This is a genomic window from Methylocystis sp. Se48 (genome assembly GCF_056269425.1).
In genome coordinates, this window is the sequence record NZ_CM149850.1 from 18,163 (window position 1) to 41,252 (window position 23,090).

The following is a 23,090-nucleotide window of genomic DNA, read 5'->3' on the forward strand; positions in this document are numbered from 1 at the left end:
TCGCGCTGGCCAAAAAAGAGGAGCCGCGAAGCGGCGCCCGCAATTCTTCGGGCGATGAAAGGGGACAACATGGTGAACTCCCGGCGGCGACGGAGAGGAGCTTAACCCGCGCGCGACGGGTTAGAAAACCGCGAAACCGCCCGCCGGATCGTGACTCGACGCAAGCTGAGCCGGGCGGCGCGCCCGCGACGGGGACGTGACCCGCCTGTTCCGCAAAGGACCGAAGGAGCAAAGGTGGCGGCAGGATCGCGCGCGCATTTGCGCTCCCCCGAGGCGTATCCCGGGAGAGCGCGCCGCATTTCTGCCGATGCGCGGGATCCGGACGTCGCCGGACCCGCGCTTTTCTTCTCGCTCTCAGAACTTGGTGCTAGCCCTGTAGCCTTCCGCCGCATCGCCGGGGAAGGGCTGAATCGACTTGATGCAATTGAAAGAGCCGGAAGTCGACATCGTGCCGTTCGGGCCGCAGACGAAGACGCTGTTGATCGTTACGGTTCTCGCGGCCATGCGCCGGGGCGCGCCGCCGCAGGAGGTCGAATCCTTCGCCCTGAACGCGACGCCGCCAATGATACGGAATCCGTAGGCTCCGCTGTTCGCAGCCGTTCCCGGTCCCGGGTTGGTCGGCCGGAAAAAGCTTTGGTAAGTGCCCGGCGTATTGTATTTGGCCTTCAGCGGATATTCGTCGGTGATCGGGCGAGTGGCTCTGAGCCCCGCTGCGGCGGGCAAGTCTCTGCCGTTGACGCCCGTGGGCGGAACGGCGGTGTTCATGTAGAGCGCCACCACCTTCAGGCTAACAAAATCGCCGGCGGCCGTATCGATCGGCGCGGTGATATGCGGATGATTGGCGTGCGCCGGTCCCGGCCCGGCCATGGGGCATTCGCCGTCATCGGCCTTGAGGATCACGTCGACGCCATTGAACGTGTCTTCGAAGGCCGGTTCGCTGCTGAAGCCAACCGTCAAATTGACCGAATTCGTGGACGCCGGAAGCATGCGCGATTCATGGGCGACCGAAGCGGTCATTACGGCCTGCGATACGAGGGCGGACATCACGAGCGTCGGATAAAGAGTCTTTTTCACCTTAACTTCTCCCTTAGTTCGATTCTTATTTGGGCATGCCTCGATTTCATCGGGACACGCCACGACGATCGGCCGACGCCCTCGCGTGATGAGGGCGCGGCAGATTCCTGACGTCGGGCCGACATGGCGCGACAGCCTGAGACTGTTCGATTATTTTCGAGATTGTTCAGAAATCAGCGGCGCATCGGTTCACGAAGCGGCTGATTCGATCGCCGGTCTCAGCCGGCCGGAGGCGCTTGGGCCGACCAGTTGCTGCCCCAGCCTGTTCCAGGATGGATGGAAACGACGTTTGTGAGGGCGACGCCGCCAGCTTCCGGCGGAAGCGGCGCGAACAGATCTATCGCAACCGCGACAAGCGCGGCCAAAAGCCAGGATTGATCAGTGGCGCTCGCCGCGCACGAGAGGCAACATCCGCAGTCGTCGCCTTGATTTTGCGCGGGCGCGTTTTGGCCTTTGTCGCCGAGGCAGTGCTCATGGCTGACGGCGAAGCCCTGTGCGTCGAGGACGATCCCGGCGTCTGCGGTGGCGGCAAACGAGGATTTGACGAATGCTAAACCCTGGAGAAGGACCAGACAAACGATGAGGGCCGCGCGCATTGCGCGGCCAGACTCCCGCCAATTTCGCCCTCTCTCCGCCATAATCCCAACATTATTCGAATTTGTTGCGGTGTCAAACGTGAATCGCAACAAAACGATAATCGAATTCAACGGATTGAAGACGCATCACAAAAAGATGACGCCCCTTGTTATTTCATGCGGAGGCGGCGGGGAATAGTCTCGCAACGCCGGAACCAGCGCCGCCCCGCGAAGGAGCGGCCGTAAATCGTCGCCTTGCGACAGCCCCGCCGCCATTTCGAGCGTCAGCGCATTCCGTGGTCGGGGCGGACGAACCAGTAGAAGAGGCCGATGAATGTGAAGGCCGCGCCGACCCAGGCGACGACGTCGCCGATCATTTCATCCTGCATGCTGCGGCTGAACATGACGATCAGCAGCCCTGCGATGGCGAACCAGAGAGGTCCCTGGCTGCGTTCGTCGGATTTCTGCGGCGCGCGTCTCTTCGACACATTCTGCATGGCGGCGGCTCCCTTTCTCCCGGCGTTCTAGCGCCGACGAATTCAAACCGGATCCTCGTAGCAGGAAAAGGCGCGGGCTCCCGCGCAGCCATCCGCCGTTCGTCGGCGAAATTTCGCCAGTGGCGCAGGACAATGGCGGCGCGCCGGCCGACCGCTATGTCAAATATCGAGGTCGCGATAGACGGCGATTTCGCGTTCGCGCGCGATGCGGGCGTCTTCGCCCGAACGCACGCCGCGCCAGATGTCGAAGGCCATCACGAGCGTCGTGAACAAGCCGGTGATTTTCCCGATGATGAAACCGAAGGGAAAGATCAGACGCTCGAGCGGAACGACGAATTGGCCGCCGAGAAAAATCGCGGCGGCGTTGAGGAAATAGGCGGGGCGATAGAGCGACTTTTCCTTCCAGGCGCTGCGCGCGTAGTGGCGCGAGTTTTTTTTCACCGCCCGATTATATTCCGGATTTGGAAACATGCCGAAGAAGCGCCGCTTCGGCGGAAGCGCGTTGGGCCCGGCGATCAGCGCCCTGAGAAGCGACCGCAACTCCGAATGCGCGACGAGCGCCAGCAGCAGATTGGCGCCGACCAGCGCCAGTTTCAGCTGCGGCAGGGAAATGTAGAGCTGCGCGGCGAGATCGACGAAGAGAAGCTGCGTCGCCGCGTTCAGCACGAAGGCCGAGCGGTGATAGGCGGCGCGATTCATGTTCTGGATCTTCTCGTCGAAGAAAGCCGCGCCCGGCTTCGTCCGCACGAGAATGTGCAGCGTCAGACGCTCCTCTTCGTCGAGCGACATGCGCTTGCCGAGTTCGTCGATCGTCTCCCCGGGCGATGCGCCTTTGGGGATCCTGAACGTCGCCTTGCCGACGAAGGCGGAGATCCTCGACAGCAGCCCGCGCGCCGCCGCGTAATGGGAGGTGACCTGGCCAAGCAAATTTTCAGGCTCCGACGACATGACGCCCTTTCCTCGCGACGCGCGGACGCCCCGCCGCCGGGCGCGATTCAGCGAGTCGCACGAGAATTATGCGGCTTTAAAACGCGTCGGCAAGAGCGGGTCGGAGATCGATACGGCCCTTCGCCCTTCGCTCCTCCGGCGCCGCGAACCCTCACGCCACGCGCGACGCCTTGCGCTCGAAGAACAGCGCCTGGCTGATCGTGGCCTTCACCGTGTCCACCTTGTAGGGTTTGCTGATGAGGAAAGCCGGCTCGGGACGCTCGCCCGTCAGCAGCCGCTCCGGGAACGCCGTGATGAAAATAACGGGGCAGTCGAACTCCTGAAGCAGTTCGTTGACCGCATTGAGGCCCGAGCTGCCGTCGGCGAGCTGGATGTCGGCGAGAATCAGCCCCGGCCGCTTCTCCCTGGCGAGTTCGACGGCTTCCTTGTGGGTGCGCGCGACGCCGATCACCCGATGCCCGAGATCGCCCGCGATGAATTCGATATCCTGCGCGATCAGGGCTTCATCCTCGATGATGAGCACGTCCGTCGCCACGCGCCCTGCAATCTCGCGGCCCGCTTCGGCGATCAGATCCTCGACCTCCGGCGCGGAAAGCGACAGGATGTCGGCGACCTCCTTCGTCGAGAAGGCCTCGACGGTTCGTAGCAGGAACGCCTGCCGCGAACGCGGCGTCAGCAGGCTGACGTTGCGCTGGCCCGGAGACGATTCGTCGTCTGGCGTTTCGTCGACGTTGAGCGAGATGGACGACCAGCAGACCATGAACAGATGGTAGAGGCCGACCTTGGGCGACATGTTCTGCGGGAAAGCGTCGAGATCGGCGACCAGCGCCTCGAGCGTGGCGACGACATAGGCGTCTCCGCTCTTCTGCGATCCGCACAAAGCGCGCGCGAAACGGCGCAGATAGGGGAGATGCGGAGCGATCTCGCGGGAGATGTTCATTGCCACGCCCTATGTCCTTCGAAAATTGTTGCCGGCGTTGAGTCCTACGTTGCGACGGGATAGAAATCCACTCCCTCGCGCCTGGAACGATCGCGGTTCGGCGGAGTTGCATAAACGGGCCCCCGAAGCCGAGGCGAGCCCGTTGCGGCGCTCGACGAGGATGAACCAGGGTTTTCGGGGCGGTTGATGAACCAGGGGAACGAACGCGAGGAAGGAAAGTCGATGCGATCTGCGGGAGTCGGCGAGCCGCCCCGCCTCGCCGACGAGGAGGACGGCGCGGAGTCGGCGCTTCTGGAGCCGCACATCCAGGAACAATTGGGCCGCGTCCTGCGCTCTTTTTGCGACGACCTGATCCACCAGCCAATTCCCGACAAATTCGTCGTGCTGCTCGCCCAGCTCGAAGCCAAACAGCGCGAGAAGAAATGACCGACGCGTCGTTCGGAGAGCTGATGGTGGCGCAGATACCCCATTTGCGCGCCTTCGCCATTTCGCTGTCCGGCTCATATAGCGTCGCGGACGATCTCGTCCAGGACACGCTCGTGAAGGCCTGGTCGCACGCCGACAGTTTCCAGCCGGGAACGAATTTTCGCGCCTGGCTCGTCACCATCCTGCGCAACACCTATTTCTCGCAATATCGCAAGCGTCAGCGCGAGGTTCAGGACAGCGACCATCTCGTCGCCGAGCAGATTCCCGTGAAGGGGGGGCAGGAATCGAACGTGACGATGCGGGACGTGCAGAAGGCGTTGAACCAGCTCGCGCCCGAGCACCGCGAAATCTTGTTGATGATCGGCATCGCGGAACTCTCCTACGAGGAGGCGGCGCAGGCCTGCAACATCGCCGTCGGCACGGTGAAGAGCCGTCTGAACCGCGCGCGCGCGAAGCTCGCGGAACATCTCGGCCTCAATGGCGCGCATGAAATCGGCTACGACCCGACGGTCACCGGCCTCGCCGCGCGCAAGAGCGCGAAAGCGCTCTGAAAGCGTTCGGAATTTGTTCACGAAAATTCGCGCGCCGGCCCGTTTTCCATGGAACATGGCGAAGACCTTGCTGGTTGCAAAATCGGCCCCGGCTTGGGCCCGCTCGGCCGCCCCCGCAGGGCGGAAAGGGGCGTTTGTTCGGAGACAACGGCGTGGCGGGGTAATTCAGGTGCCAGGAAAAAGCCTTGCGCGAATTCTTGTCGGACCGGTCTCGCAGGGGCTTCTCCTTTCCGCCGCCGCTGGCGCCGCGGCAGGGGCCGCGCCGACGCCTCTGGCGGGATGCGGAGTCGGTCCCCAGGCACTGGACCCGATTTCCATCGCTCTGGCGATCGCGCTCGCGGGAACGCTCGCCGCCATCGCCTGGCTGGAGGCCGGGCGCCGCAAGACGATCGCGGCGACGCGTAAGCTCGTGGCGCTGACGCAGCGTCTCGGAGCGGGAGAGGCTCCCGCATGGCGCGCGACCGGCGTCGCGGACGTCGACCGCATCGCGGCAGCGCTCGAGGCGTTCGACCATCGCCTGCGGCGCAAGCGCTCGATGCTGACGCGGCTCAATGAGGAGCTGATCCGAGGCGGCAACGACAGGCCGCGCGGCTTCAACAATCAGCTGCGCGCCATCATCGACGCCCTTCCCGTCGGCGTCCTCGTGGCGGAAGCGCCAAGCGGACGCATTCTCGAAGGCAACAGGGCGCTCGAAGCGATCCGCCGCGGTCCGCTCGTCTATTCCGAGACCGCCTGTCTCGGCGGCCATTGGACCGCCGTGCACGAGAATGGCGAGCCCGTTCAGTCGAGCGAATATCCGCTCGTCCGCGCGCTCTCGGGCGAGGAGCGTCCGGCGCTGGAATGCCGTCACCAGCGCGCCGACGGAACCTGGGGATGGATCAGCATCGTCGGGGCGCCGGTCCGCAACGAACAGGACGAGATCATCGCGGCCATCGTCGCCGTCACGGACATCGACGAAATCAAGTCGGCGGAGGAGCACCGCCGGCACATGAATCTCGAACTTCACCATCGCGTGAACAATTCGCTCGCGATGATCCAGGGCGTGGCCAACATAACCGCGCGCACGGCGACCGACTTCGCCTGTTTCCGCACCGGTTTTTCCGAGCGCATCCAGTGTCTCAGCCGCCTCTCGACGCTGATCGTCAAAAAGTCCTGGGCGCAGACGCCCATGAAGGAGCTGGCGGCGGCGGCGCTCGCCTGCGACTGCGCCGACATGCGCGACAGAATATCGATGTGCGGCGACGACGTGGACTTGCGGTCGGAGGTCGCGCTGGCGCTGGGAATGGCGCTGCACGAACTCTTCTCCAACGCGGCCCATCACGGCGCATTGTCGACGGACGAAGGCGCGGTTTCGGTCGAGTGGCGGGTCACCGACAGCGAGGGACGCTGTCTTCAGGTGAACTGGAAGGAGTCCGGAGGGCCGCCCGTCGAAAACCCGCAGCGGACGGGCGTCGGCCAGTATCTGATGAAATCCGTGCTGGCGCGCCAGTTTTGCGGCGAGATCGACATTTCCTTCGAACCGGTCGGCGTGCGCGCGACGATCAGGGCGGAAATTTGAGCGCGCTCGCGCAAAAGATCAGGCGGCGACGCTTTCCTGCGGGGTCACGCGCAGCGCCGTCACGCGATTTCTGATCTTGCGCATCACCTCGAAACGGAAGCCGTGGAAGGTGAATACCTGCCCGGCCTCGGGAATCGCGCCGGCTTCGTGAATGACGAGGCCGGCGATCGTCGTGGCTTCGTCGTCCGGCAGGCTCCACCCCATGACGCGGTTGAGGTCGCGAACCGGCACGGTTCCGTCCACGAGCACCGAGCCGTCCGGCTGCGGGCGCACGCCCTGCACGGCGAGATCGTGCTCGTCGCGAATGTCGCCGACGATCTCCTCGAGAATGTCCTCCAGAGTGACGAGGCCCATCACCTCGCCGTATTCGTCGACGACGAGCGCGAAATGCGTTTTGCGCTTGAGAAAGGCTTCTAGCTGATCTTCGAGCGTCGTCGCTTCCGGCACGAACCAGGGCGCGAACATCACGTCGTCGATATCGATCTTCGAGGCGTCGCCGCCCGCGGCGTCCAGCGCGCGCAACAAATCTTTCGAATGCAGCACCCCCACGAAATTGTCCGGCCGCTCGCGCCAGAGAGGCAGGCGGGTAAAGGGGGACGAAAGCACCTCGCGCACGATCTGCACCGGCGGCAGGTCGGCGTTGATCGTGCGCATCTTTGTGCGGTGGATCATCACGTCGGCGACATGCAGGACCTGAAGATCGAGGACGCCGCCGAACATGTCGCGCGCGGCGCGTTCGACATTGCCCTCCTCGTGCAGTATGTCGACCGCGCCCTTGAGCTCCTCATAAGGCGACAAGACCGTGCGGCCATGGCCAAGCTCGACGCCCGCGAGCCGCAGGACGGAGCGCACGATCCATTCCACCGCCGCGAGCAAGGGTCCAAAGATCGATACGAAGGGCGTGATGAATTTCGCCACATGAAGCGACATCGCATCGGGATGATTGATCGCCAGCGTTTTCGGCAACACCTCGGCGAAGACCAGCAAAAGGACAGTCATCAGGATCGTCGCGTAGATCGCGCCCTTGTCGCCCGCGATGACGGTGAGAACGCTCGTCGTGAAAGCGGAGCCGCCGATATTGACGAGCGTGTTGCCAAGCAGCAGCGCGGCGATCATGCGGTTGCGCTGGCGCAGCAGGCGATTGACGGCGCCGGCGCGCTTGTCGCCCTCCTTTTCCAGCGTATGCATCCGCGCGTGGGACGCCGCCGTGAGCGCCGTCTCCGAGCCCGAGAAGAAGGCCGAGAGAAAGACGCAAGCGATCACGACCAGAACGTCGGTCCAGTCGAAAGACGCCCCGCCGCCGGATGGGAGTCCGTGCATGCTGGTTACGCCCGCGCCAGTTCGTCATTGAGAAAGGCCAGAACTTCCGCCGGCTCGACCGATTTGGCGATGAAGGCTTCGCCGACGCCGCGCATGAGAATGAAGGTCAGCGCGCCGCCTTCGACCTTCTTGTCCTGATACATGGCGTTGAGGATCGCCCGCGCGTCATCTCTCCAGCCGGGGATTTGACGGATTTCGGTGGGCAGGCCGACGCTCGCGAGATGACGCGCGACCCGCTCGGCGTCCTCTTTCGCGCACAGGCCGAGCCGGTTGGAAAAGCGCGCGGCGCAAGCCATGCCGATGGCGACGCCCTCGCCATGAACGAGGCGCTCGCTGTCATAGCGCGTCAGCAATTCGAAGGCGTGGCCGAAGGTGTGGCCGAGATTGAGCAATGCGCGATCGCCCTGTTCGGTCTCGTCGCGCGCGACGATCGTCGCCTTGGTTTCGCAACTCACCGCGACGGCGCAAATTTGCTCCGCGCGGCTGTGGAACACCGCCTCCGCGTCCGCCTCCAGCCATTCGAAGAAACGCTTGTCGCCGATGAGGCCATATTTCACGACCTCGGCGTAGCCCGCACGGAATTCGCGCAGCGGCAGCGTGCGCAGCACGTCGACGTCAGCGAGCACCAGCGACGGCTGATGGAAGGCGCCGATGAGGTTCTTGCCATAGGCGGAGTTGATCCCTGTCTTGCCGCCCACCGACGAGTCGACCTGCGACAGAAGCGTCGTCGGGATCTGCACGAAGCGCGAGCCGCGCCGCACGCTCGCCGCGACATAACCCGCGAGGTCGCCCACGACGCCGCCGCCGAAGGCGACGATGAGGTCGCGCCGCTCGATCCGCGCCGCAAGAACCTCGTCGCAGACGCGCCCGAAGGTCGCCAGCGACTTCGACGTCTCGCCCGGCGCCACGACGATGGTCGTGGAGCGAACGCCGGCCTTTTTCAGGCTCTCTTCCAGCGTCGGCAGATGCAGCCGCGCGACATTCTCATCCGTGACAATGGCGCAGGCCGCGCCGGGCGCGACTTTCGAAATATGCTCGCCCGCCTCCTCGAGAAGATTGGCGCCGATGAGAATGTCGTAGGAGCGCCCGCCGAGCGCGACATGCACGGTCTCGCGATGGGTCGCGCCCTGATCGGTCTGCGCGCGCTCCAGATGCAAATGGGTCATGGCCTTGGCGAAATCCTTCTTCTGCGCGGCGCGGCGGGTGGCGATGCGCGGCAGCTCGGCGCAGAGCGCGTCGAGCGTATCTTCGACCATCACGTCCTGCGGCTCGTCGCGCGATTCGACGCGCACGTCGGCGAGCTCATAGACGGGCCGGCGCTTCTCGAGGAGCTGGCGCAGCGTTTCCTCGGGGTCGTCGGTGTGCAGCAACGGCCGGTCGTTCTTGCGGCGGACGCGCTTCATCAGCGTCTTCAGATCCGCGTCGAGCCAGATGGAGACGGCGCGTTCGCCGATCCGCTCGCGCGTGCGCGGGTCCATGAATGCGCCGCCGCCCGTGGCCAGCACGATCTGCCCGCCGTTGAGGAGCCGCATGATGACGCGGCGTTCGCCGTCGCGGAAATAGCGCTCGCCATATTTGGCGAAAATTTCCGGAATGGTCATGCCGGCCGCCGCGGCGACGATCTCCGCGTCGGCGTCGACGAAGGGAAGGCCGATGCGGGCGGCTAGGCGCTGGCCGATTGCGCTCTTGCCAGAGCCCATCATGCCGACGAATACGAGGGCGCGGCCGCCGAGCCCCTCGCGGATCGCTGCGATGCGTTCGTCGCCGCCGCCGGGCGTCGGCGCCGGCGTCGCGCCAAGGGTTTGCATCCGAGTCATGGCGGGCAATCTATACTGGCGACGCGCGGATTTCAGCCCCCGTCGACCGCGGCGCGCGACAGGAAGGCCGCCATGAAGGCCGGCAGGCGCGGATCGTCCGGCGCGCCCGGGGGCATCATGTGGACGTCGCAGAGCTCCGGATTCGCCTCGGCGGCGAGAAACCGGCGCACCCGCGCGCGAATCTCCTCGGCCGGGGCGGGCCAGTCGATCCGCCGGATGCAGGCGACGCGCTGGCGGTCGAAGATGACGGTCCAACCCGGCGCGGCCAGCCCTTCTTGCGCGGGAAGGCCCGTCTCCTCGCCGAGTTCGCGCACGAGGCTGCCGTCGAGATCGACCGCCCCGCCCGCGACGACGTCGGAAGGATCCGGCGTGCCGGCGGGAAAATAGCGCTGGCCGGCGGCGGAATGTCCCGGCCCCATCTCGCCCACGAGATAAGCGCCGTCCATCGCCCGCACGGCCGGCATGGCGAAACAATTATAGACGGTTTCGTCCGGCCAGCCGAAGTCGCGCCAGCTCAGGAAGCGCGAGAAGCGGGTCTCGAAAGCGTCGAGCTCGAGGACGCGCCCGCCGTCCCGCGCGACGACCTCGGCGCGGCAGGCAAGCAGAACGGGGCCGTCGTAAAGCGCGGGGTTCTGCGCGCAGCGCGCGGCCCAGTGGCGGTCGATCTCGGACGCCCTTGCCTCGGCGAATCGCCAGCGATGGTCGACGAGGCGGCAATCGAGCCGGTCGACGTCGACGATGCGCGGTTCGATGCTCAAAGAAACAACCTTCCTTCGGCGACGCGCACAACCTGGCCGCCGACCGCGACCCCGGCGAGCGCGCCCTGTTCGACCGACATCCGCAGGGTGATGCGGGACGGACGCCCCATCGCGTAACCCTGTTCGATGAAGAATTCGTGCGCGCCGTCGTCCGGCCGCTCGAACTCGAGCGCGACCGCCGCGAAGGCCGCCGCCGCGGCGCCGGTCGCCGGATCTTCGTCAAAGCCCAGCCCGTGAGCGAACATGCGGGCGTGAACGGCGCTCGCGGGCGCGATCGTCTCGGCCGTGTAGAGGAAGACGCCTACGGCGGCGCCGAGCGCCGCGGCGAAGGCGCCAGGGGCGCGGCGGGCGCGCTCGAGCGCGGCGCGCGACCGAACCGGCGCAAACAGGAAGAGCGGACCTGCGGCGCAAAGCGCGGGCTGATGCGCACCGAAGCCGATGTCGCTGGGCGCGAGCGACAGCGCCTCCGCCAGGGCCGCCGCCTTCGGCGCTCCCGCGACGCGGACAGGGAGGACCGGCAACGCCAGTTCGGCGTAAGCGACGCCGTTTCGTCCCCGCAGCGCCTCGCAGCGCAGCGTCCCGATTTCTTCTTCGAGCGCCACCACGACGCCGTTGCGCGCCAGGACGTCGCCCGCCCGGATTTCCGCAAGCAGCGCGGCGGCGCCGATTGTCGGGTGGCCCGCGAAAGGCAGCTCCCGCGCGGGGGTGAAAATGCGCGCGCGGGCGCTGTGCGCCGGGTCGCGCGGCTCCAACAGAAAGACCGTCTCGCTGAGGTTGAACTCGCGCGCGATCGCCTGCATCTGCACGGGGGTCAGCCGGTCCGCCGCTTCGACCACGGCGAGCGGATTGCCGGCGAAGCGACGGTCGGTGAAGACGTCGAGGAGGTGATAGACGAGGCTGCACGTCACGGAAGCGGTTCAGACCTGCATCTGCAGAAGCGCGACGCTGTCGCGGAACTCGACGAGTTCGACGATCAGCCCGCTTTCGAAACGGACGAAATCCACGAGTTCGACGAGGCCCCGGCGCCCCGTGCCGCGATGGCGCCACTCAACCGTGCGGCGGGCGGCGACGCGCCCCCCGTCGATCACCATGTCCGGCGTGGCGCTGCCGACCTGCTCGAAGTCGACGCCAATCGCCCGAACGATATTGATAAGCGCATCAAGGCCCCGGTGACGGCCGGCGTAGAAGATCGTTCCGCGGTCGCCGACGAATTCGCAAACCACGCCCGGCGCGCACAGGCGGCGAAAGGTTTCGATGTTCGGCCCGCATTGCGAAAAATTCCCCAACTCCATGACCCGGCGCGCAATTTCCTCGCGGCTCAGGCCCGGTCCGGGCGGGTCGATCAATTCTTCGACGCTCTCCCGCAGAGGGTCCGGCGCGCGCGAGATCGCATGATGGTCCAGAAATTCGGTCATCTCGGCGATACGGCCGTTTCGCCAGCGAAGGAAATGCGCCATGTCCATGCGATAGAGCCGACCCGTGCCGCGATGGCGCCATTCGCTGGTCCAGCGGACTGCGGTGCGGTCGCCCTCCACCAGAACGTCCTTCACCTCTGCGTCGAGCGGCTGATAGTCGATGTCCGTGCGCCGCAGGTTTTCGCGCAGCGCGTCCTGGCCGCGCCACTGGCCGGAAGGAAAGACGCGCAATCTTGAACAATTATAACTCAGTTCGACGTCTTCGACGAAGAACTTGAGGATGGCCGGAATGTTTCCGGACATCCGCGTCGCAACGAGTTCGTGAACGCGCCGACGCGCTTCTTTATCGGCAGCCTCGTTCGCCCGCCCGCCCGGTCCGTACATCTCTCGCTCGCCCCGCGAGAGGCGATCCCCCAGCCGTCCAGCTTTCGACGCCAGCGGCGCGTTCCGGATCGTCGCCCAGAACATCCTTCTTATCGATCGACATTATGCGCCAAGCGCCCCGCGTGTCGACAGACTTGTTTCGCCCTCCGTAAAGATACGCGGACATCCTCTCGTGAAAGCGAAGACTGACGCTTGCCGCCGCAGGGAACCGCCGGAACACGCCGGGCGCTCTCGCGGCGCGAGAACGTTAATATTTCAAAGGCATAGAGCGCTCTAATCCTGCGCGCGCCAAAGCGTGACCGTGTCGCGGAACTCGATCAGCTCTACGATCCGGCCATCCTCAAAGCGCACGAAATCAGCCAGTTCGGACATGCCGCTCCGGCCCGTGCCGCGGTGACGCCAGGCGACCTGACGGCGTCCCGCGACCCGGGCGTCCTCGACCAGCACCCCGGAAACGGCGAAGAGCTTCTGTTCGAAATCGACCCGAATCGCGCGAATGACGCCCAGCATCGCCTCGACGCCCTTGTGGCGGCCTGCGTAAGGAACGCGCTGTCGATCGCCGATGAACTCGCAGACCACGTCGGGCGCGCACCATTGGCGGACGAGGTCGAGATCGGGTCCTTCGTCCTCGAAGGACACCAGACTGCGCGCGCGCCGCTCCATCTCTTGGCGGGAAAGGCCCGGCGGGCGCGGCGTCAGCAGACGTTCGAAGTTCGGCGGGCAGGCGCATCCCGGCGGCGCCGGGCAATGCGCATCGAAGAATTCGTGCATCTCCACGACGCGGCCGTTGCTCCAGCGCAGAAAATGCGCCGCGTCGTTGGTGTAGACGCGCCCATTCGAGAGCCCGCGCCAGTCCGCGCGCCATCGCACGACGGCGCGCTCTCCGTCCACGACGACGTCGAGGATTTCATAGTCCTGGGGAAAATAGTTTTCATCCGTGCGGCGAAAGAGGTCGCGCACCGCCGCCGCGCCGGTCCAGACGCGCGGGCCGATGATTCCCTCCCGCCAGGAATGGCAGTGAAGAACGACGCCTGGATCGATAAATCCCGCAAAGCGGTCGTATTGCCGGCGCATCCGGCATTCGAGCATTTCGGCGACGATGAACCGGGTTTCAGGCGCGCTGAGCAAAACTGCGCGGTTCCCATCGCCCGGCATATCCCGCCATCCCTCCCGATGGAAACCGGCGGCGCGCGGCCTTTGGCCGGTCGCGCGCCGCGGCAATGTTCAGTTCCGCTCTTTGTCGACGAGCTTGTTCTTGCCGATCCAGGGCATCATGGCGCGAAGCCGGGCGCCGACCTCTTCGATCGGATGCGCGGCGTTGCGCGCGCGAATCGCCTTGAAGGAGGTCTGGTTGACCTTGTTCTCGAGCATCCAGTCGCGGGTGAATTTGCCGGACTGGATGTCCTCCAGAACGCGCTTCATCTCGGCCTTGGTCTCAGGCGTGACGATCCGCGGGCCGGTGACATATTCGCCATATTCGGCGGTGTTCGACACCGAATAGTTCATGTTGGCGATGCCGCCCTCATAGATGAGGTCGACGATGAGCTTCACCTCGTGGAGGCACTCGAAATAGGCCATCTCGGGGGCGTAGCCCGCCTCGACCAGCGTCTCGAAGCCATTGCGGATCAGCTCGACGAGGCCGCCGCAGAGCACGACCTGCTCGCCGAAGAGATCGGTCTCGCATTCCTCGCGGAAGGTCGTCTCGATGATGCCGGCCTTGCCGCCGCCGATGGCGGACGCATAGGAGAGCGCAATGTCCTTGGCGTTGCCCGAGGCGTCCTGATGGACCGCGACGAGGCAGGGCACGCCGCCGCCCTTGAGATATTCGCCGCGCACCGTGTGGCCGGGGCCCTTGGGGGCGACCATCATCACGTCGAGATCCTTGCGCGGCTCGATGAGGTTGAAGTGGATGTTGAGGCCGTGCGCGAAGAGAAGCGCGGCGCCCTGCTTCAGATTCGGGGCCAGCTCATTGGCGTAGATCTCCCCCTGCAGCTCGTCGGGCGTCAGCATCATGACGACGTCGGCCCATTTGGCGGCCTCCGGCACCGTCATGACCTTGAGGCCCGCCGCTTCCGCCTTGGCGGCGGAGGCGGAGCCGGGACGCAGGGCGACCGCGACGTCCGGAACGCCGCTTTCCTTGAGATTGAGGGCGTGAGCGAAGCCCTGGCTGCCATAGCCGATGATGGCGACCTTCTTGCCCTTGATCAGATTGATGTCGGCGTCGCGGTCGTAATAAACGCGCATTTCCTGTCGTTCCCCTGAGTGTCTGGCGAGTGGCGGATGACGGGACCGCCGGCGTGACGTCATGAATTTCGCAATTTCGCGCGCCCTTTTACGCGGGGCGGCCGTGAAGGTCAAAGGCCGCCGTCGCGCGGCGGCCTTTATTGCGCAATCGACAGGAAAAACTCAGTATTTCGCGACGACCGGCGCGGGCGGCGCCTCTGCGAAACGCCAGTTGAGGCCGAAACGGGTGACGTTCGCCGCGAAACGCCCCGTCGAGAAGGAGCCGGCGAAGGGCGCGGCTCCGAGGCCGACGGCCGGTCCGTTCACGCCGCTCAGGCTCACGAAAAGATATTCGGCCTTGAACGAAAGATTTCTGGTGAGGGCGTATTCCGAGCCGCCGCCGACCGTCCAGCCGGCCTCCGTCCGGGCGCCCGAACCGGAGAAAAGCGCGCCGGCGAACTGCGTTCCGTTCGTCGTGATTTCGCCATAGGCGACGCCCCCCGTCGCATAGGTCAGCGACGAGCCATGGGCATAACCGAGGCGCGCGCGCGTCGTTCCGAACCAGCTCATGCCATTCGGCGTGTCGGTGAAGACGAAGCCGCCCGGGCCGCCGACGGTCGTCGCCTGATGCCAGGCTTTCACGCCGCTCCATTGCGCGTCGGTTTCGAGGCCCAGGACGATCTGGTTTCCGAGCTGGCGGTTGTAGCCCGCCTGGCCGCCCGCGACCGCGCCGGCGATGCGGTTCGACACATAGGTCGAGAAGGCGAGGCCGGGCTGTGCGAAGGCGGTGACGCCGCCCACGGTCCCGCCGGCGTAACCGCCATTGGCGCCGACGTAGAACCCGGTCCAGTCGAGGTCCGGCGGCTGGAAAAACATGGCCATGAGCCCGCCCCCGGAGGGCAGGAGGTCGCCGAGGCCGCCGAAGCGGTAATTCATGCCGCCGCGTACGAGATGCGCCTGCATCAGGCCCGTGGCGAAGGAGCCGGCCAGCGGCGGCAGGGGCGGCGGCGCGACGCCCACGGCGGGCGCGGAGACGCCTGGAAGCTGCAAATAAAGATATTCCGCCCGCGCCGAGAGCCGGCTGGTGAGCGCGAGGTCGAGGCCGGCGCCGGCGGCCCAGCCGACATTGGTCGAACTGGCGTAGCCCGAGGAGATCAGCCCCGCCGCCAGCGCCTGCAGGCCGACGGCGGAAACCTCGCCATAGGCGACGCCGCCCGTCACATAAGGCAAGACGCGGCCGAAAGCGTAGCCCAGACGCCCGCGCGTCGTGCCGAACCATTCGAGGCTCTGGCGCGTATCGGCGTAGGTGAAGAGGAACGGATTGGAGGCGGTGGTCGTCGCCTGATGCGACGATTTGATGTCGCTCCACTGCATGTCGGTCTCGAGACCGAGCACGAAGCCGTTCGCGAACTGATAATCATAACCGATCTGGCCGCCGACGAACCAGCCGCCGCCCTGATCGAAGGTGCGGGCGGCGGTTCCGGCGAAGAGCGGGCTGGCGAGAGCGACATTGGCGTCGTAGACGGCGCCGCCATAGCCCGAATTGTAACCGACGTGGAAACCGGTCCAGGCGAAAACGGGAGCCGGCGGCGGAGCGGGGGGCGGCGGGGCCTTGCGGGACGGGAGATCGGCGGCCTGCGCGGAAAGGGCGAGCGCCGGCGCGAGAGCGCAGGAAAAGACGATTTTCTTCAACATCCGGACGCTCCTTGCCGGGCCTGACCGACGGCCTACAGGCGACAATCGTTCGTCCAGAATGATGAAGGATCGCACAGCGTCAACGCACGGCCCGCCACGCTTGGCGCATTTCTCGCGCCTGTGTCAAATGCGCAACGAATCCGCCCGATTGACGAAAGGTCAGATCGGATCCGGTCCGCGCGAAATGGCCGCGACGCCGGTGCGCGAGACCTCGACGAGGCCGATGGGGCGCATGAGGTCGACGAATTCGTCGATTTTTTCGGGTTTGCCCGTGAGTTCGAAGATGAAGCTCTCGGTCGTCGCATCGACGATTCGCGCGCGGAAAGCCTCGGCGAGTTGCAGCGCGTCATTGCGATTGTCGCCGCGCCCGCGGACCTTGACCATAGCGAGTTCGCGCTCGAGCGAGCGTTTCGTGAGCGTGAGATCCGTCACCTGCCGCACCGGCACGATGCGCTCGAGCTGGTGATGAATCTGTTCGATCGTCTCCGGCGCGCCGGAGGTCACGATGGTGATGCGCGAACGGTGTTCGGCGTGCGCCACCTCGGCGACCGTCAGACTCTCGATGTTGTACCCGCGCCCGGAGAAGAGACCGACGACGCGCGCGAGAACGCCCGGCTCGTTGTCGACGAGAACCGACAGCGTGTGCGTTTCGACTCTGGAGCTGCCGGTCGAGGCGGAATAGGGAGAGGGCGGCGTAGCGGGAGCGTTCATGAGTGTGTCGGCCTGTTCAACGGCGGCCGTCATTGCTTCGCCCTCGGCTCGCAATGACGGCGCAAATTACGGGACGGCGAAGCGCGGTTCGCTCAAACCAGCATCTTGCCCTTTTCGTCGATGATCGCGCCAATGTCGACGCCCGCGTCGTCGGAAAGATCCGCGAGCAGCATGTCGTTGTGCGCCTTGCCCGAGGGGATCATCGGGAAGCAGTTCTCGACCTTGTCCACGACGCAGTCGAAGATCACCGGCCCGTCGTAGTCGAGCATCTCCTGAATGGCCGCGTCGAGGAGCTTGGGGTCCGAGCAGCGAACGCCCTTCGCGCCGAAAGCCTCCGCGAGCTTCACGAAGTCGGGCAGCGCCTCGGAGTAGCTGTGCGAATAGCGCCCGCCGTGCAGCAATTCCTGCCACTGGCGCACCATGCCCATATATTCGTTGTTGAGGATGAAGATCTTCACCGGCAGACGATACTGGATCGCCGTCGACATCTCCTGAATGTTCATCAGGATCGAGGCTTCGCCGGCAATGTCGATCACGAGCGAATTGGGATGGGCGAGCTGCGCGCCGATCGCCGCAGGCAGGCCATAGCCCATCGTGCCGAGGCCGCCCGAGGTCATCCAGCGGTTGGGCTCGTCGAAATGATAATGCTGCGCGGCCCACATCTGATGCTGGCCGACTTCGGTCGTGACATAGACGTCGCGATCCTTCGTGAGCGCGTAGAGACGCTGCACGGCGTATTGCGGCTTGATCGTCGCGTCCGAGTTGCGGAAAGCGAGCGATTTCTTTGCGCGCCATTCGTCGATCTTCGCCCACCAATGGTCGAGCGGCTGCTTGTCGGCGTGCATCGCCTCGGCGCGCCAGGTGCGCACCATGGCTTCGAGCACATGCGCGCAATCGCCGACGATGGCGAGATCGACCTTCACGTTCTTGTTGATCGAGGAGCGGTCGATGTCGATATGGATCTTTTTCGAGCCCGGCGAGAAGGCGTCGAGGCGGCCGGTGATGCGGTCGTCGAAGCGCGCGCCGACGGCGATCATCAGGTCGCAGTCGTGCATGGCGTTGTTGGCCTCGTAGGTGCCATGCATGCCGAGCATGCCGAGCCAGTTCTGGCCCGAGCCCGGATAGGCGCCGAGGCCCATCAAGGTGGACGTGATGGGGAAACCCGTGAGGCTCACGAGTTCGCGCAGCAGCGTCGAGGCCGAGGGGCCGGAATTGATGACGCCGCCGCCCGTATAGAAGATCGGCCGCTTGGCGGCGGCCATCATCTTCACCGCCTCGCGGATCGAGTCCATGTCGGCGTCAAGGCGCGGCTGATAGGTCTTGTGCTGCGCGCCGCGCGGCGGCGTGTAGGTTCCGCGCGCGAATTGCACGTCCTTGGGAATGTCGATCACGACCGGACCCGGACGGCCCGAGGAGGCGACATAAAACGCCTCGTGCAGCACGCGCGGCAGATCCGCGATGTTCTTCACGAGGTAGTTATGCTTCGTGCAGTGGCGCGTGATGCCGACCGTGTCGCATTCCTGAAAGGCGTCGGAGCCGATGAGATGGGTCGGCACCTGCCCGGTGATGCAGACGAGCGGAATCGAATCCATCAGCGCGTCGGTGAGGCCGGTGATGGTGTTCGTGGCGCCGGGGCCGGAGGTGACGAGCAGCACGCCCACCTTGCCCGACGAGCGCGCATAGCCCTCGGCGGCGTGCGCCGCGCCCTGCTCGTGGCGCACGAGAATATGCCGCACCTTTTCCTGATGGAATAGAACGTCGTAGATCGGAAGGACCGCGCCGCCGGGATAGCCGAAGAGTATTTCGACGCCCTGATCCTTCAGAGCCTCGACCACCATTTCCGCGCCTGTCATTTCCTTGGACATGGTCATTTCCGTTCTAGGTCTTTGGCGGGTTCAAGGCCCGCTGCGGGCAACAAAAAAGGCCCACTCGGGGCCTTGGGTCAAGCGCCATAAGCGGAAAGCGGGATCACCCCCGCTCCGGCTCCGGCGCCACATCTACTACGAGAAGACCGCGCATTGCGCCCCGCTTGTTCTTGACGCGGCAGAGGTTACGGGAGGCGGGGGCGAGAATCAAGCGCCTTGCCGGATGACGAGGGGAAGCGCGGCGTCGCGGACGACGATGGTTCTTCAGAGCCCCGCCCTCGCCGCCGCCGCCGCCATCACCCCCTGCACCGCGCCCTCCAGCACGGTCGCCGGATCGGCAGTCTTAGCGGGGTCGAAATGGCCGGAAATCGTCAGCATGGCGACGCCATGGGCCGCGGCCCAGATTTGCAGCGCCACATGCCGCGCGCCCTGCGCCGGGGCGCCCGCCTGCTGCAGCCAGGCGACGACGGCGCGCCACAAAATCTCCAGCGCATGGTCCGCCGCGCCGCCCGCCTGCGGGTCGGCGAGGGTCGCCGCCTGGCCGAACATGGCGGCGTAGAGGCCCGGCTCCTCGCGGGCGAATGTCAGGTAAGCCGCGCACATGGCGTTCATGGCGGACCTCGCGTCCGGACGGCCCTCGTCCCAGGCGGCCTCGATCCGCGCGCCGAAAGTCTCGAAGCCCTGCCGCGCGATCTCCGCGAGCAGCGCGTGGCGGCCCGAGAAATGCCGGTAGGGCGCTGCTGGGGTGACGCCCGCGCGGCGGGCGGCTTCCGTCAGCGTGAGGGCGGCCGGACCGCCCTCGGCAAGAATTTCAATCGCCGCATCGACGAGCGCCTGTTTGAGCGAACCGTGATGATAGCGGCGTTTGACATGCATTGCGGTTCGCTCGAATGCAGGGATTACCCCGCGAGCTTGGCCATCAGCGCGTCGGAGATTTCGAAATTGGCGTAGACGTTCTGCACGTCGTCATTGTCCTCGAGCGTGGAGACGAGCTTGAGGATCTTCTCGCCCGCCTCGTCGTCGACCTTGATCGTGTTCTGCGGCCGCCAAACGAGCGCCGCCTTCTTCGAATCGCCGAACTTCTCTTCGAGCGCCCTGGCGACGTCGCGCAGGCTTTCGACCGAGGTGATGATCTCGTGGCTCTCGTCCGTCGAGGAGACGTCGTCGGCGCCCGCCTCGATCGCGGCCTCCATCATCGCATCCTCGGAGGCGACTTTCTTGTCGAACTCGATGAGGCCGACGCGGTCGAACATGAAGGAGACGGCGCCCGTCTCGGCGAGCGAACCGCCGGCCTTGGTGAAATAGGAGCGCACCTCGCCCGCCGTGCGGTTGCGGTTGTCGGTCAGCGCCTCGACGATGACGGCGACGCCGCCCGGGGCGTAGCCCTCGTAGCGCACCTCGTCGTAATTCTCCGAATCGGCGCCGGAGGCCTTCTTGATCGCGCGGTCGATATTGTCCTTGGGCATGTTCTCGGCCTTGGCGGCGAGAACGGCGGCGCGCAGGCGGGCGTTCATGTTGGGGTCGGGCAGGCCCGCCTTGGCGGCGACGGTGATTTCGCGGGCGAGCTTGGAGAAGAGCTTGGAGCGGATCGCGTCCTGCTTGCCCTTCTTGTGCATGATGTTCTTGAACTGACTATGCCCGGCCATCGTCCTTCGCCCTTTGGTCCTTCTATATTCGCCCCACGTCGGCGTCCGCGCCGTCTATACCCCTGGCCGCACCGGAAATAAAGAAAGGCGCGCGGCATGACCGCCAAAGACGAACACAAGGTTGAAACGCCCGTCCCGGCCGATCCTCTGCGCCGACGCGAGCCGCTGCCCGACGAGCGGCCCAAGCCTACGCATGAAGACCCCGAAGCCGCGCGGCGCGTTGCGGCGCTGCTCTCCAGCCCCTCCTACCGCGAGGCCGATTCGGACATCGATTTCCTCGCCAGCGACGACGCGCGAGGCCCGCGGCTGGAGCTCGACTATCTGAAGGCCGAACTGCTGCTGCGTCGGCACGGCGTGACCGACGCCATCGTGGTGTTCGGCTCGACCCGCATCGTCGAGCCCCGGGCGGCGCAGGCGCGGCTCGACGAAGCCCGGGCCGAAGCCGCCGCGCGGCCCGGCGACCAAGAGGCCGCCCGGCGCGCGCGGGTCGCGGAGCGGATCGCGGAAAAATCGCGTTACTACGACGTCGCCCGCGAATTCGGCCGAATCGTCGGCGCGGCCGACGCACGCGACGGCGGACGCCGCCTCGCCATCGTCACCGGCGGCGGACCTGGCGTCATGGAAGCGGCGAACCGCGGCGCTTTCGACGCGGGCGCGGAAACGGTCGGGCTCAACATCGCCCTGCCGCGCGAGCAGTTTCCCAACCCCTACATCACGCCGGCGCTCTGCTTCCGCTTTCATTACTTCGCGATGCGCAAGCTGCACTTCATGCTGCGCGCCCGAGCGCTCGTCGCCTTCCCCGGCGGCTACGGAACCCTCGACGAAGTCTTCGAGACCCTGACACTTGTGCAGACCCGCGTGATGAAGCCGGTGCCGATCGTTCTCGTCGGCGAGGCGTATTGGCGGCGCGTCTTTGATGCGGACTTCCTGGTCGAGGAGGGAACGATCGCGCCCGAGGACCGCGCGCTGTTCTGGTTCGCCGAGACCGCGCAGGAGATTTGGGACGGCATTGTGCGCTGGCGCGAAAAGGCTGGAGAGCCGCCGATCTAGAAGGGGCGGCCGCGGAACGCCGTGCGCCGCGGCGCGAAAGTTTCGCAGCGCCGTCATTGCAACGCCGCAAAGGGCCTCCTATGTCTCAAAGCGCGCGGCTGCAGCGCCGCCGATTTTTCACTCGGAGGTCATATCATGAGCTGGCTCAAGGGAATCGTGGGCGGCGTCATCGGCGCGGAAGCGCTCTCCCTCATCAAGGCGTATGTGGAAAAGGAAGGCGGGCTCGACGCGGTCGTGAAGAAATTCCAGGACGGCGGCTACAAGAAACAGGTCGAATCCTGGATCTCGACGGGCCAGAATCAGGCGATCAGCGCCATTGAGGTCGGGCAGGCGATCGGCATAGAGAAGGTCAAGAAGCTGGCCGAGGCGACGGGCGTCGACGTGAACAAGGCCCGCGAACTCCTCGCCGAATATCTGCCGATCGCGATCGACAAGGCGACCCCGGAAGGCAAGCTTCCGGCACCCGAGAAGGACGAAACGACAAAGACCGGCTAATGAAGCTTCCGCCGTCGCGCAAACCAGGAGCCGCCGGCCGGGCCGGCGGCTTTTCCGTTGCGCGGCTGCGCGGGACCGTCGCAGCCGGTTTTCCGGTCGACTTGCCTTGCGAAGCTCGATTCAGTAAGCGGTCACTGGACAGTTTCGACAAGGAAGATTGATGACCAAGCGCGCGCTGGTGACGGGCGTCACGGGGCAGGACGGAGCCTATCTGTCGCAGTTTCTGCTCGACAAGGGCTATGAGGTGCACGGCGTCGTCCGCCGTTCCTCGCACCGCGGAGTGGAGGACCACCGGCTCCGCTGGCTGGGAATCAGCGGCAGGGTGCATCTGCACGACGCCGACCTGATCGACCTGTCCAGCCTGCTGCGAACCGTCGGGGACGTCCGGCCGGACGAGATCTACAATCTCGCGGCGCAATCCTACGTCGCCTCTTCCTGGCGCCAGCCGGTGCTCACGGCCAACGTCACCGCCGTCGGCGTGACGAACGTGCTCGAGGCCATGCGCCTCGGCGCGCCCGGCGCGCGCTTCTATCAGGCGTCGTCCTCCGAGATGTACGGGCTCATCCAGGAGCCGATGCAGAGCGAGAAGACGCCCTTCTATCCGCGCTCGCCTTACGCCGTCGCCAAGCTTTATGGCCACTGGATCACGGTCAATTATCGCGAAAGCTTCGGCCTTCACGCCTCCTCGGGCATTCTCTTCAATCACGAGAGCCCGCTGCGCGGCGTGGAGTTCGTGACCAGAAAGGTCACCTACGGCGTCGCCCAGATCAAGCTCGGCCTGGCGAAGGAGCTGCGCCTCGGCAACATCGACGCCAAGCGCGACTGGGGTCACGCCAAGGACTATGTGCGGGCGATGTGGCTGATGCTGCAGCAGGAAAAGCCCGACGACTATGTCGTCGCCACCGGCGTCACGACGACCGTGCGCGACATGTGCCGCATCGCCTTCGACCACGCCGGCCTCGACATGGAGAAACATCTCGTCATCGATCCGGCCTTCTACCGCCCGGCGGAAGTCGACGTGCTGCTCGGCGACTCGACGAAGGCGCGCAAGGTTCTGGGGTGGAAGCCCGAGATCGATCTCGATCAGATGATTCGCGAAATGGTCGACGCCGACCTCGAACGGTTGCGGCGCGAAGCCTGAC

23 protein-coding genes are annotated in these 23,090 nt (G+C 65.6%); 6 read left to right on the forward strand and 17 right to left on the reverse strand.

What is annotated here, in order from left to right; all coding sequences use genetic code 11:
* Positions 1-354: 354 nt before the first annotated feature.
* From ACV959_RS00130 to ACV959_RS00150, 5 genes are all read right to left on the reverse strand, one after another.
* Positions 355-1,074, reverse strand: a complete 720-nt coding sequence (locus ACV959_RS00130) for a hypothetical protein (protein WP_475737911.1) — start codon at positions 1,072-1,074, stop codon at positions 355-357.
* 218 nt (positions 1,075-1,292) lie between these two features.
* Complete coding sequence (locus ACV959_RS00135; protein WP_475737912.1) at positions 1,293-1,670, reverse strand: hypothetical protein; 378 nt, start codon at positions 1,668-1,670, stop codon at positions 1,293-1,295.
* A 263-nt stretch (positions 1,671-1,933) separates the two neighbouring features.
* Positions 1,934-2,146: a hypothetical protein gene (locus ACV959_RS00140; protein ID WP_475737913.1), complete on the reverse strand. Its 213-nt coding sequence runs from the start codon at positions 2,144-2,146 to the stop codon at positions 1,934-1,936.
* Between the two features lie 159 nt (positions 2,147-2,305).
* Complete coding sequence (locus ACV959_RS00145; RefSeq protein ID WP_475737914.1) at positions 2,306-3,094, reverse strand: hypothetical protein; 789 nt, start codon at positions 3,092-3,094, stop codon at positions 2,306-2,308.
* Positions 3,095-3,245: 151 nt separating this feature from the next.
* A complete protein-coding gene (locus ACV959_RS00150; protein ID WP_475737915.1) occupies positions 3,246-4,034 on the reverse strand; it encodes a response regulator in 789 nt (262 codons plus the stop codon).
* A 222-nt stretch (positions 4,035-4,256) separates the two neighbouring features.
* Between ACV959_RS00150 and ACV959_RS00155 the strand changes: the two genes are divergently transcribed.
* The 3 genes from ACV959_RS00155 (at position 4,257) to ACV959_RS00165 (ending at position 6,569) form a co-directional block, all read left to right on the forward strand.
* On the forward strand, positions 4,257-4,460 hold the full coding sequence (locus tag ACV959_RS00155) for a NepR family anti-sigma factor (protein WP_475737916.1): 204 nt from the start codon (positions 4,257-4,259) through the stop codon (positions 4,458-4,460).
* The gene (locus tag ACV959_RS00160; RefSeq protein ID WP_475737917.1) at positions 4,457-5,011 is read left to right on the forward strand and encodes a sigma-70 family RNA polymerase sigma factor; all 555 of its coding nucleotides are present in this window, start codon (positions 4,457-4,459) and stop codon (positions 5,009-5,011) included. The genes ACV959_RS00155 and ACV959_RS00160 overlap by 4 nt, the downstream gene beginning before the upstream one ends.
* Positions 5,012-5,180: 169 nt before the next feature.
* On the forward strand, positions 5,181-6,569 hold the full coding sequence (locus ACV959_RS00165; protein ID WP_475737918.1) for an HWE histidine kinase domain-containing protein: 1,389 nt from the start codon (positions 5,181-5,183) through the stop codon (positions 6,567-6,569).
* 18 nt (positions 6,570-6,587) lie between these two features.
* On the opposite strand, the gene ACV959_RS00170 is transcribed toward ACV959_RS00165, so the two are convergent.
* From ACV959_RS00170 to ACV959_RS00225, 12 genes are all read right to left on the reverse strand, one after another.
* Positions 6,588-7,889 (reverse strand): HlyC/CorC family transporter, encoded by a 1,302-nt coding sequence (locus ACV959_RS00170; RefSeq protein ID WP_475737919.1) that lies wholly within the window; start codon positions 7,887-7,889, stop codon positions 6,588-6,590.
* 5 nt (positions 7,890-7,894) lie between these two features.
* Positions 7,895-9,706 carry a 3-dehydroquinate synthase gene (aroB, locus tag ACV959_RS00175; RefSeq protein WP_475737920.1) on the reverse strand — a complete coding sequence of 604 codons (1,812 nt, stop codon included), beginning with the start codon at positions 9,704-9,706 and terminating at the stop codon, positions 7,895-7,897.
* Between the two features lie 32 nt (positions 9,707-9,738).
* Positions 9,739-10,464 carry an NUDIX hydrolase gene (locus tag ACV959_RS00180; RefSeq protein ID WP_475737921.1) on the reverse strand — a complete coding sequence of 242 codons (726 nt, stop codon included), beginning with the start codon at positions 10,462-10,464 and terminating at the stop codon, positions 9,739-9,741.
* A complete protein-coding gene (locus ACV959_RS00185; RefSeq protein WP_475737922.1) occupies positions 10,461-11,372 on the reverse strand; it encodes a PhzF family phenazine biosynthesis protein in 912 nt (303 codons plus the stop codon). The genes ACV959_RS00180 and ACV959_RS00185 overlap by 4 nt, the downstream gene beginning before the upstream one ends.
* 9 nt (positions 11,373-11,381) lie before the next feature.
* Positions 11,382-12,263 (reverse strand): nuclear transport factor 2 family protein, encoded by an 882-nt coding sequence (locus tag ACV959_RS00190; RefSeq protein ID WP_475739714.1) that lies wholly within the window; start codon positions 12,261-12,263, stop codon positions 11,382-11,384.
* A 273-nt stretch (positions 12,264-12,536) separates the two neighbouring features.
* Entirely contained in the window at positions 12,537-13,418 is an 882-nt protein-coding gene (locus tag ACV959_RS00195) for a nuclear transport factor 2 family protein (RefSeq protein WP_475737923.1), read from the reverse strand.
* Between the two features lie 69 nt (positions 13,419-13,487).
* Positions 13,488-14,507, reverse strand: a complete 1,020-nt coding sequence (gene ilvC, locus ACV959_RS00200) for a ketol-acid reductoisomerase (RefSeq protein ID WP_475737924.1) — start codon at positions 14,505-14,507, stop codon at positions 13,488-13,490.
* Between the two features lie 162 nt (positions 14,508-14,669).
* The gene (locus ACV959_RS00205) at positions 14,670-16,181 is read right to left on the reverse strand and encodes an outer membrane protein (protein WP_475737925.1); all 1,512 of its coding nucleotides are present in this window, start codon (positions 16,179-16,181) and stop codon (positions 14,670-14,672) included.
* A gap of 159 nt (positions 16,182-16,340) precedes the next feature.
* Positions 16,341-16,892 carry an acetolactate synthase small subunit gene (gene ilvN / locus ACV959_RS00210; protein WP_475739716.1) on the reverse strand — a complete coding sequence of 184 codons (552 nt, stop codon included), beginning with the start codon at positions 16,890-16,892 and terminating at the stop codon, positions 16,341-16,343.
* Between the two features lie 92 nt (positions 16,893-16,984).
* Entirely contained in the window at positions 16,985-18,757 is a 1,773-nt protein-coding gene (locus ACV959_RS00215) for an acetolactate synthase 3 large subunit (RefSeq protein ID WP_475737927.1), read from the reverse strand.
* Between the two features lie 264 nt (positions 18,758-19,021).
* Positions 19,022-19,633: a TetR/AcrR family transcriptional regulator gene (locus ACV959_RS00220; RefSeq protein WP_475737928.1), complete on the reverse strand. Its 612-nt coding sequence runs from the start codon at positions 19,631-19,633 to the stop codon at positions 19,022-19,024.
* Positions 19,634-19,656: 23 nt separating this feature from the next.
* A complete protein-coding gene (locus tag ACV959_RS00225; protein ID WP_475737929.1) occupies positions 19,657-20,403 on the reverse strand; it encodes a YebC/PmpR family DNA-binding transcriptional regulator in 747 nt (248 codons plus the stop codon).
* A gap of 96 nt (positions 20,404-20,499) precedes the next feature.
* On the opposite strand from ACV959_RS00225, the gene ACV959_RS00230 reads away from it, so the two are divergent.
* The 3 genes from ACV959_RS00230 (at position 20,500) to gmd (ending at position 23,089) form a co-directional block, all read left to right on the forward strand.
* A complete protein-coding gene (locus ACV959_RS00230) occupies positions 20,500-21,453 on the forward strand; it encodes an LOG family protein (protein WP_475737930.1) in 954 nt (317 codons plus the stop codon).
* A gap of 21 nt (positions 21,454-21,474) precedes the next feature.
* Positions 21,475-21,948, forward strand: coding sequence for a YidB family protein (locus tag ACV959_RS00235; protein WP_475737931.1), 474 nt, complete (start codon positions 21,475-21,477; stop codon positions 21,946-21,948).
* A gap of 160 nt (positions 21,949-22,108) precedes the next feature.
* Entirely contained in the window at positions 22,109-23,089 is a 981-nt protein-coding gene (gene gmd / locus ACV959_RS00240) for a GDP-mannose 4,6-dehydratase (RefSeq protein ID WP_475737932.1), read from the forward strand.
* Position 23,090: the final 1 nt, after the last annotated feature.